We start from the raw sequence: 9,235 nt of genomic DNA, 5'->3' as shown, positions 1-9,235 counted from the left end.
CAACCAGTTTTCCATTAAATTCGAAGGACGGCTTCCCGTTTGATTACGACCGTTTACACACTTAGTTGAACAGACCCCCTGAAATATGCCGATTTCTTGGTATCGTGATCACGATGTACTTCGATGAGCACAATCCGCCGCATTTCCATGTGAGGTACAACGAGTACCGGGCATCAATGGAAATACAGACGCTAAACGTGCTGTCCGGATCGATTCCTGCGAAAGTCCGCGGTCTGGTTGAAGAATGGGCGGAACTTCACCGGCAGGAACTTCTGGAAATGTGGGAGTCTCAGGATTTCCACAAAATTGAACCTTTGGTCTAACGGAGGATGCTATGATCGAATGTATCTACATTGAAGGGGCGAAGTACCTTGACGGCTACCGGATATTTCTCAGATTCAACGACGGGAAATCTGGCATCGTAGATCTCAAAGAGACTGTTTTTAGACACCCCGTTGCATCACCTTTACGGGAACCGGAGGCTTTCTCCCGGTTCTACCTCGACTCATGGCCAACGCTCGCCTGGGATTGCGGCTTCGATGTAGCGCCTGAGACGCTGTATGAGAAATGTTGCGTCGTCAATCAGAATGATCAGATAATTGCTGTGGCTGATAAAAAGTCATGAATTGTTTGTTGTTATAAGAAAAAATGGATATAGTGAAAAATAGTAACAGCTGTAGATATACTGGTTATCGCATACTTTATGACGCCAAAGGTTGTTCCTTTTCTGACTATGATGAATATCTAACTAATTTTGATGTTGCTGGTAAGTATGATGTGCAGGCATACTTCGGGCCAAAACCTAAACATGGCATTCAGATCGTTTCTGGTTGCTCGAAGTATATTGTGCCAGGAAATGATGCAATTTTTGGCAAAATAGAGTTTATGGCAGAAACAGATGGGGAAACTGATTATGGCCCATTCTTTTTTGAAGTTGTAGTTAGAGTTCAAGCTGATGAACTGTCTTCAATGGCCAATACGATAGACGAATTGCTTAGATATGCGGAATCTCGTCGCGAGGAATTTAAAAATGTTATTTATCTCGTTGCTGGTATTATAGGCCTGCGTTTTCAAAGGCAATTTGTTCTTGAGCCATTAAATGAAAATGCTCTTGCGTGGTTAGATAATGCGCCTAGCCAAAACGCATGTACTCCTTTCTTAGAATGCCTTGAATTGATAAGTATTAATGAACATGGGATTAAGTTTCTCGAATCCTTAAAACAGCCATTCGCAAGCCTGTCAATTGACGTTTTGAGGGAATATAGCCTCATTTTTCATTGGCTACTTAGGGCTTGGCAGGAAAGAGACCCTTTGCATGAGTTTATTGCTTTATTTGTACCTCTGGAAGCACTGTTGACTAAGTTTACTGATCTGAAAATGAGTACAGATAATAAAAGCAAAGCTAAATCTATCCGTACAGCAATAGAACAATATGCAGGTTCAAATACGCATGAACTAATCTTATTTTTCGATAAGCTTATTAATAAAGCTGGTCCTACTCTTGAAGAACGCTTTGTTGATATTGCGACCAAAGCAAAATTGTCGGGATGGGAATCAGATATACAAGCTTTTAAAAAGTTCCAGTATATGCGAAACATGTTGCTGCACGGGCGCGATAAAAAAGTGGAACATAATATTACTATCAGGGAAGAAGAAGCGAGAACTTTGCAAAATATTGTTGAGCGTTATGTAAACTTTTGCTTGTTTCGAGATAATAACGTTTATCGTAGTCGTTGGTGTCCATCCATAGATGAAGTCAAAGATTGAAAAAATAACAAAGAAAAAGAGCGTTATGATTAAAGCGGCAAAACTTCTATTCTAAAAATTTTGGCATTGTAAAGGCTAAAAGTTGAATATAGCAGCCCTCACTTCCCCACAACACACTCCACCACCGTATCGTGCAGCAATGGCCGGAACTTGCGAATCTTGATGTTCTCCTCCGTCGGCCAGACTCGGTTGCTCAGTAAAATCACCGCCAAGTCGCGCTCCGGATCGACCCAGATGCTGGTGCCGGTGTAGCCGAGGTGGCCCCAGGAGTTGGCGGAGAAGCGGCTGCCTGCCGATGATTTGCCGTGGGTGGCCATGTCCCAGCCGATGGCTCTTGGCCATTCGGTTTTGCTGAGAAACATTCTGACGGTCGATGCCGCGATGGAGCGCTTGCCGTCCAACTCTCCGCCGTTCATCAGCATTTTCACCATTTTCGTCAGGTCGCCGGTGGTGGTGAAAAGTCCCGCGTGTCCGGCGGCTCCGCCGAGGAGGGCGGCGTTCTGGTCGTTGACGAGCGGGCGCGGCGTGGCGAGCTGCCAGGCGGCATCGGGCGCGGTTGGCGCTATCCGGAAGAGGAGCGTTGAGGGCGGGTTGAACATCGTCGATTTCATACCGAGCGGCGCGGCGAAGCGGGCGTGGAAGTTGGCGGCGAGGCTCTGGCCGGTGACTTGTTCGACGATTCTGCCGAGCAAAATGAAGTTCAGGTCGCTGTATTTCGTGTCGCTTCCTGTCTTGTAAATCAGCGAGTCCTGCTCGATGGCGCGGAACACTTCGCCGGGTGTGCGGCAGCTTTTGGCGTAAAAGGTGTGCGCCCGCAGGCCGGAGGTGTGGCGCATGAGCTGCTCGATGGTGACGCGCCTCTTGCCGCTGGCCGCGAATCCGGGCAGGTAGCGGGCGACGGGTGCGCGCAGGTCGAGCGAATCGCGCTCGACGAGTTGCATGGCGATGCTTGTGGTGACGACCGCTTTGGTGAGCGAGGCGGCGTCGTAGATCGTCGTGGTGTCCGCCGGTGCGCTTTGCGGATCGTAAGTCAGGTGGCCGAACGCTTTGTGATAAACCGTCTTGCCCTTGTAGATCACCGCGAGGCTCGCGCCAGGAAAGACGCTGTCGCGCACCGCGCCCTTCATCACGGCGTCGAGCCGTCCGAAATTCGTAGCGCCCGCGCTTGCCTGAAGGGCGGTGGCCATCAGCAGGATGGCGGCGCAAGCGAGCGCGGCGGTGAGTTTCCGGAACGGGCGCATAGGCGTCGCGGGATTCGCTCAGAAGAGCGTGAACCGTACGTACCGGTCCGGCCTCTTCTTCAGATCGATGAGCAGGGTGTCGAGCGAAACCAGCGTTTTGCTCAGGTTGTTGTAGAGCGCCGGGTCGCTGTTGAGCTTGCCGAGCGAGCCCTTTCCGTCGTTGAGCTGCTTCATCAGCGTCTCGGTTTCGGCGGCGGCGTTCCGGAGGTTCACGATGGTCTCTGCGGTGTTGTCGGCCAGCGACTTGTCGTTGATCAGCTTCGGCAGCAGCCCTTTGCCGTTGCGAAGTTCCGCGCTGACTTTGGTCAGCTCATCCGTGCTTTTGCGCAGATTCGCCACGGTTTTCTGCAAATCTTCGCCCATCTGCTTGTCCGAAATGATCCGCCCGGCAGCCCCCTCGCCGTGGTTGAGATTGTCGAGCAGCGTGTTGAGCTTTTCGATGGTCTGCTTGGCGTTCGTTGTCAGTCCGGCCAGACCGTCTTCGGGGGTGAGCTGGATGTAGTCGCCCTCCTGAACCGGTTTGCCGGTACCCGCGGTGATATCGACATACTTGTCGCCGAGCACGCCGAGCGAGCGGATGGAGGCTTTCGAGTCTTTCGTAACCAGCCCCGCATAGTCGTTTTGCAACTTCAGGTCGGCCACGACGAACAGCGAGTCGTTCTGCGTGGTGAAACTGAGCTTCGAAACGGTGCCGATTTTCTTGCCGGAGACCGCCACAAAGTTGTTTTCAGCGAGGCCGTTAACGTTGCTGGTCAAAATCCTTATGGTAGTCACGCCGGTGAAGATGCTGGTGTTCTTGCCGATCACCAGGCCGAGATAGGCGGCGAACGCGAGTCCGAGCAAAAAGAAGATGCCGGTTTTCAGGTCACTCCATTTCAGTTCTTTCAGGTTTCTCATACGGTGACAGGGGTCTTGAAAAAATTAAAGTTCGAGAATCTTGTCCGACAGGATCGAACGGATGAAGGGATGCTCCGACTCGTGCAGTTGTTCCGTCGGGCCGTCGAAGATGATTTTGCTCTGGTAGAGCACGGCCACTTCGTCGGCGATGGCGAAGACGTCGTCGATGATGTGGGTCACGAAGACCGCGCCGAGGTCGTTGTTCTTTTTGAGCGAGGCGATCAGGTTCAGAATCTTGCGCGAACTGACCGGATCGAGACCGGCGGTCGGCTCGTCGAAGAGGATCATTTTCGGGTTGAAGATCAGCGCCCTGCCAATGGCCACGCGCTTCTTCATGCCGCCGCTGAGGCTTTCGGGGAGCTGATCCTCGTAGCCTTCGAGACCGGCGAAACGGATCTGTTCCATCACGCGGCGGCTTATCTCCTCATCGGGCAGCCGGAGGTTCTCGCGCAAAAAGAAGCTCATGTTCTGGGCGATGGTCATCGAGTCGAAGAGCGCGTTGCCCTGGAAGACGATGCCCATTTTGCGCCGGATCGGGTAGAGATCGGCCTCCTTCATTGGCGTGATGTCAACGCCATCGACGAAGACCTGGCCGCTGTTGGGCTTGATGAGGCCGAGCATCAGCTTGATGATGGTGCTCTTGCCGACGCCGCTGGGGCCGAGTATCGCCTTGATGGTGTTGTCCTGCACGGTCAGCGAAACCTTGTCGAGAATCACCTTTTCGCCGTATTTCAGCGTGACGTTGCGGAGTTCGATCATATCAGTGCATGATGTCGAGCACGATTTTCGAGACGTAGAAATTGGCCACGAGCACCAGACCCGACGAAGCGACGATCCCCTTGATGGTCGAGCGGCCCACGCCCGCCGTGCCGCCGCGAGCTGAGAAGCCGTTGAAGCTGCTGACCAGCGTGATGATGATGGCGAAAACCGGAGCCTTGAGGAAGCTTACGACGAAGTCCTTTGGGGCGAGGCGCGGGTAGATCGAGTTCCAGAAGATGCCGGGGTCGATTTTGTGGTAGTACTCGGCAACGAGCGCTCCGGTCTGCAACCCGGCGAAGTCGGAGAGGGCGATGAGCGGCACGAACATGATGAGCGCCGCGAGCAGCCTCGGCATGACAAGCTTGGCGATGGGGTCGGTGCCGAAGGCGCGGAGGGCGTCGATCTGTTCGGAAATTTGCATCGCGCCGAGCTCCGCGCCGTTGCGCGATCCGTAGCGGGCCGAGAGCATGAGGCCCATCAGCAGCGGGCCGAGTTCGCGCAGCACTGCGTTCGAGGTGGAGCGGCCCAGCATCGTTTTAGCGCCGAACTCTTCGAGCAGATTGCCCACCTCCATCGACATCAAGGCCCCGATGGAGATCGAGCTGACCAAGACGATCGGGATCGACTCGACTCCGCAGATGAGCGCCTGATCGAGCACGTCCCGCCAGTAGCGCTTCGCCTTGGGCAGGGTGGAGAAGGCCCGGAGCGCGAAGTAGAAAAATTCCTGCATGGTCAGCAGCAGCTCCTTGAGCTGGAGCGTCTTGCTGTCCACGTAGTTACCGATGAGCGTCAGCGGCATGGCATCAAATTCAATTCATCTGACAAGTTACGCCGGTTCGCAGACCGACGCTGTTTCGCGGTGCAAGTATATCAAAACTTGACCGATTTTCAGGTAATGGTCTCAAAAATGTCATTTCTTCCCCGCCGGAACAAGACGGCTTTTCATTTTGGTGACCCATTCGTAGGGAATCCATACCTGGCCGAAATTGTCTTCGTGATCCTTCAGCCCGTGGTAGTCCGACCCGCCCGAAAAGAGCATGAAGTACTCGTTGGCGATTTCGCGGTAGTAGTTCTGCCGGTACGTGTCGTGCGAAGGGTGGATGATTTCGAGGCCGTCCAGCCCGAACGAGATGAGCTGGCGGAGGATTTCATCGGGCACGTTCTGTGCCGGATGGGCGAGGAACGACAGGCCGCCCGCTTCGTTGACGAGGCGGATGACCTCTTCCGGATGCGTTTCGATACTTTTGACGTAGGCCGGGCTGTGCGAGCCGAGGTATTTGCTGAAAGCTTCGCTGAAACTTTTGACGAAACCGCCGTCCTGGAGCACCGCCGCGATGTGCGGACGCCCCACGCTGCCGTTCTGAGCCTTCATGATGATCTGTTCGATCTCAATCTTGACGCCCATCTTCCCGAGTTTCTGCACCATGCGCTCTGCCCGTTCCGTGCGGAGTTGGCGGCAGTGGTCCAGATAACTCTTCAGCTCGGATTGCCGATAGTCAAAAAAATATCCCAGGATATGAATGTCATACCCTTTATAGGCCGAGCTCATTTCTACACCGGGAATAAGCTCCAGACCCAATTCGAGTGCTAATGGCTTTGCTTTGTCTATACCTGTGACGGTATCATGATCGGTGATGCTGATGGCTTTCAGCCCGACACGAAGCGCCTTGCGTACGATCTCTTCGGGAGTGAACAGACCGTCCGAACATTTGGTGTGTATGTGTAAATCCGCTTTATCAAAGCCATTATGCCCTACACCTGACGAGCTGTATGGCATGGCCAAATTCTGTTTTTAGTGTTTTCTTCAATCTGACTATATAATAAAAATTCCTTCTCTGTTGTACAGAATTGACAATAATTTTTTGCGGCTGAAAGTTGCAGGAAGGTAGAACGTGGGGGAGACGAGGCGGGTCCATATCCTCCAGGTGGGACTGGTCGGACAGATCCGTCCGATCAGTCCCCGCTTGTCACAGGGGCGACAATCTTCCCGCCGCGATCATGACGATCAGGGCGATGCCGAGGATCAGGCGGTAGCCGATGAAGACGCCCGTGCTGTGGCGTTTGAGGTAGGCGAGCAGGAAGGCGATGGAGAGGTAGCCGGAAACGAAGGCGAAAACCGTGGCTACGGCAATCGCGATCATGTTGTCGTTCGAGGCGGTGATGACGTCCCAGGTTTTGTAGAGCTGGTAGGCTCCCGCCGCGAAGACCGAGGGAAGCGAGAGCAGAAAAGAGAATCGCGCCGAGGTTTCGCGGTCGAGGTTGCGGAACAGCCCCGCCGTGATGGTGACGCCGGAGCGCGACGAGCCGGGAATGAGCGCCATCGCCTGCGCCAGGCCGATAATGATGGCGTCCGTCCAGGTGATCTCCTTGATCGCTTTTCCTCTGCGTCCGTCGCGGGCGCGGTTTGCGGTGTGCTTTTCGGCCACGACCAGCACGAGGGCCAGCAGAATCAGCGCCGCCGAAACCCAGTAGAGCGAGCGCAGGACGGTTTCGATCTGGTCTTTGAAAGCGAGTCCGAACACCACGATCGGTATCGTTCCGGCAGCGATCATCCATCCCGTCCGGGATTCGTCCGTTTCAAGCGGCTTGCCTTTCAGCACTCCCGAAATCACCGCGCCACTGATCGAAACGATGTCTTTGGCGAAGTAGATCAGTACCGCCGCGAGCGTGCCGATCTGCACGATCGCCGTAAAGGCCGCGCCCGGATCCTCCCACCCCATGAGGGCCGGAACGATGCGCAGATGGGCTGAACTGCTGATGGGTAAAAATTCAGTGAGTCCCTGAGCGATGCCGAGAGTGATGGCCTGGATGAGGGTCATTGGATGGTTATGCTTCGGTTACTTGATTCCGCATTGTGAAAGGATCTCGCCGATGCGCGTTGCCGCCGCCATGACGGCGCGTCCGCGGTGGCTGATGGCGTTTTTCTCGTCGATGCCGATCTGGGCGAAGGTGCGCTCCATTCCCTCCGGCGCGAAGACCGGATCGTAGCCGAAGCCGCCGTCGCCCTGCGGCCCGGTGGTGATGACGCCGTCGATGTGCCCGTCGGTGGTTTCGTCGAAGAGCATCGCGCCTCCATCCGGCGCGGGCAGGCGACCCTTCATGGCGATGACCGTCCGGAAGCGGGCCGTGCGCTCGCTCTTGCCGCGCATCTCCGAGAGCAGGTGGCGGACGTTGTCTGCGTAGGTTCGGGCGACGCCTTCCGGCACGGGTGCGTAGCGGGCGGAATAGACGCCGGGCGCACCGCCAAGCGCATCGACCTCGAGGCCGGTGTCGTCGGCCAGCGCGATGAACCAGTCGAGGCGCGGCGAAACCAGCTCGAAGATGGCGTCGGCCTTGAGTCGCGCGTTGCCGTCGAGGGTCGGCTCGGTCTCCTCGACGTCTATGTCAAGGCCGAGGTCATGGAGCGAGCGAACGCTGATGCCGGAGGCGAGGTCTTCGAGCACGGGCTTCAGCTCGCGAACCTTGTCCTTGTTGCCGGTGGCGAGAACGATCGTGATTTCGGGGTGTTGTGATTCCATAACGGTTATCGGCGGATGAGGTCGAGGATTTCCTGAATGGCTTCCGGAAGGCCGATGAAGACGGCGCGGGAGATGATGGCGTGGCCGATGCTGACCTCTTCGATGTCGCGCAACTCCTTGAATGGCGCGATGTTGAGTACGCTGAGGCCGTGCCCGGCGACCACCGTCAGCCCCATTTCGCGGGCGATGCGCGCCGAATTGCGGATGCGCTCCAGCTCTTCCGCTCGCTCTTCGTCGCTGGCGAGGAGCGAGTAGGTGCCGGTGTGAAACTCGACGATATTTGCCCCGGCTTCGGCGGCGAGCGCGATCGACTCCTCCTCCGGCTCGATGAAGATGCTGACGCCTATCTCTTTGTCGCGCAATGGCTTGACGAATTCGCAGAGGCGGGTGAAGTGCTTCTGGATGGCGAATCCGCCCTCGGTGGTCAGCTCCTCGCGCTTTTCGGGCACGAGCGTGACGAGGTCGGGCCTGACCGCAAGCGCGATTTTTTGTATCTCGCTGGTCATGGCCATTTCGAGATCGAGCTTGGTGGTGATCTCCTCCCGCAGCCGGGCGAGGTCGTCGTCTTTGATGTGGCGGCGATCTTCGCGCAAGTGGCAGACGATGCCAGCCGCACCGTGTTTTTCGGCGAGCAGGGCGGCCTCGACGGGATCGGGATGTCCTTCGTTCCGGGCGTTACGCAGCGTGGCGATATGGTCGATGTTAACGGCGAGTCTCATGGTCATAGCTCCTCGGTAATGATTCATGATTCGGGAATCTCCCGGTGAGTTGAGAAGATAGGGAAAACAAAAGAAACATACCGTAAAATCAGCAGCAGACAGGCGGGGAGAACGGTGGAATTCGAGGCGGCTGAAAATTGCAGGAGCAAGGCTGTCTCGGAAAGGCATCGCTAAAAAGTGTCATGAGTGGGTCGAGCGCAAGGCGGACGGAGCGCAGAAGCCGGAATGTACACGGCGTACGTGAGGATTTCGATTCCGGCCAGTCGGGAGCAGCGCAGCAATCGGAACGCGCAATGCAATAAGTTGTCAGAGGTACCCAGACGCATGGCGGAAG

General features: G+C 55.7%; 11 protein-coding genes. 3 read left to right on the top strand and 8 right to left on the bottom strand.

Annotated elements, in window-relative coordinates:
- Positions 1–104 precede the first annotated feature (104 nt).
- From FGF66_RS10530 to FGF66_RS10520, 3 genes are read left to right on the top strand one after another with little or no spacing between them, the layout of a single operon-like run.
- Positions 105–323 (top strand): DUF4160 domain-containing protein, encoded by a 219-nt coding sequence (locus tag FGF66_RS10530; protein WP_281279070.1) that lies wholly within the window; start codon positions 105–107, stop codon positions 321–323.
- Positions 324–334: 11 nt separating this feature from the next.
- Positions 335–625: a DUF2442 domain-containing protein gene (locus FGF66_RS10525; protein ID WP_139457596.1), complete on the top strand. Its 291-nt coding sequence runs from the start codon at positions 335–337 to the stop codon at positions 623–625.
- 23 nt (positions 626–648) lie between these two features.
- Positions 649–1,767, top strand: coding sequence for a hypothetical protein (locus FGF66_RS10520; protein WP_139457595.1), 1,119 nt, complete (start codon positions 649–651; stop codon positions 1,765–1,767).
- A gap of 98 nt (positions 1,768–1,865) precedes the next feature.
- On the opposite strand, the gene FGF66_RS10515 is transcribed toward FGF66_RS10520, so the two are convergent.
- The 8 genes from FGF66_RS10515 to FGF66_RS10480 all read right to left on the bottom strand — a co-directional run bounded on the left by FGF66_RS10515 (position 1,866) and on the right by FGF66_RS10480 (position 8,901).
- Positions 1,866–3,008, bottom strand: a complete 1,143-nt coding sequence (locus FGF66_RS10515) for a serine hydrolase domain-containing protein (protein ID WP_139457594.1) — start codon at positions 3,006–3,008, stop codon at positions 1,866–1,868.
- Between the two features lie 18 nt (positions 3,009–3,026).
- Complete coding sequence (locus tag FGF66_RS10510) at positions 3,027–3,905, bottom strand: MlaD family protein (protein WP_139457593.1); 879 nt, start codon at positions 3,903–3,905, stop codon at positions 3,027–3,029.
- A 24-nt stretch (positions 3,906–3,929) separates the two neighbouring features.
- Complete coding sequence (locus FGF66_RS10505; protein WP_139457592.1) at positions 3,930–4,664, bottom strand: ABC transporter ATP-binding protein; 735 nt, start codon at positions 4,662–4,664, stop codon at positions 3,930–3,932.
- Between the two features lies 1 nt (position 4,665).
- The gene (locus tag FGF66_RS10500; protein WP_139457591.1) at positions 4,666–5,463 is read right to left on the bottom strand and encodes an MlaE family ABC transporter permease; all 798 of its coding nucleotides are present in this window, start codon (positions 5,461–5,463) and stop codon (positions 4,666–4,668) included.
- A gap of 111 nt (positions 5,464–5,574) precedes the next feature.
- Positions 5,575–6,441, bottom strand: coding sequence for a PHP domain-containing protein (locus FGF66_RS10495; RefSeq protein WP_139457590.1), 867 nt, complete (start codon positions 6,439–6,441; stop codon positions 5,575–5,577).
- Positions 6,442–6,631: 190 nt separating this feature from the next.
- Positions 6,632–7,483 carry an undecaprenyl-diphosphatase UppP gene (uppP, locus tag FGF66_RS10490; protein ID WP_139457589.1) on the bottom strand — a complete coding sequence of 284 codons (852 nt, stop codon included), beginning with the start codon at positions 7,481–7,483 and terminating at the stop codon, positions 6,632–6,634.
- 18 nt (positions 7,484–7,501) lie between these two features.
- Positions 7,502–8,182 carry an RdgB/HAM1 family non-canonical purine NTP pyrophosphatase gene (gene rdgB, locus FGF66_RS10485; protein ID WP_139457588.1) on the bottom strand — a complete coding sequence of 227 codons (681 nt, stop codon included), beginning with the start codon at positions 8,180–8,182 and terminating at the stop codon, positions 7,502–7,504.
- Between the two features lie 5 nt (positions 8,183–8,187).
- Positions 8,188–8,901 (bottom strand): pyridoxine 5'-phosphate synthase, encoded by a 714-nt coding sequence (locus FGF66_RS10480; RefSeq protein WP_139457587.1) that lies wholly within the window; start codon positions 8,899–8,901, stop codon positions 8,188–8,190.
- Between the last annotated feature and the right edge of the window lie 334 nt (positions 8,902–9,235).

It is taken from the genome of Chlorobaculum thiosulfatiphilum (assembly GCF_006265165.1).
In the GTDB taxonomy this organism is placed as follows: Bacteria; Bacteroidota; Chlorobiia; order Chlorobiales; family Chlorobiaceae; genus Chlorobaculum; species Chlorobaculum thiosulfatiphilum.
The sequence above is the reverse complement of the archived record's forward strand: the minus strand, read 5'-3'. Positions and strand labels throughout refer to the sequence as shown.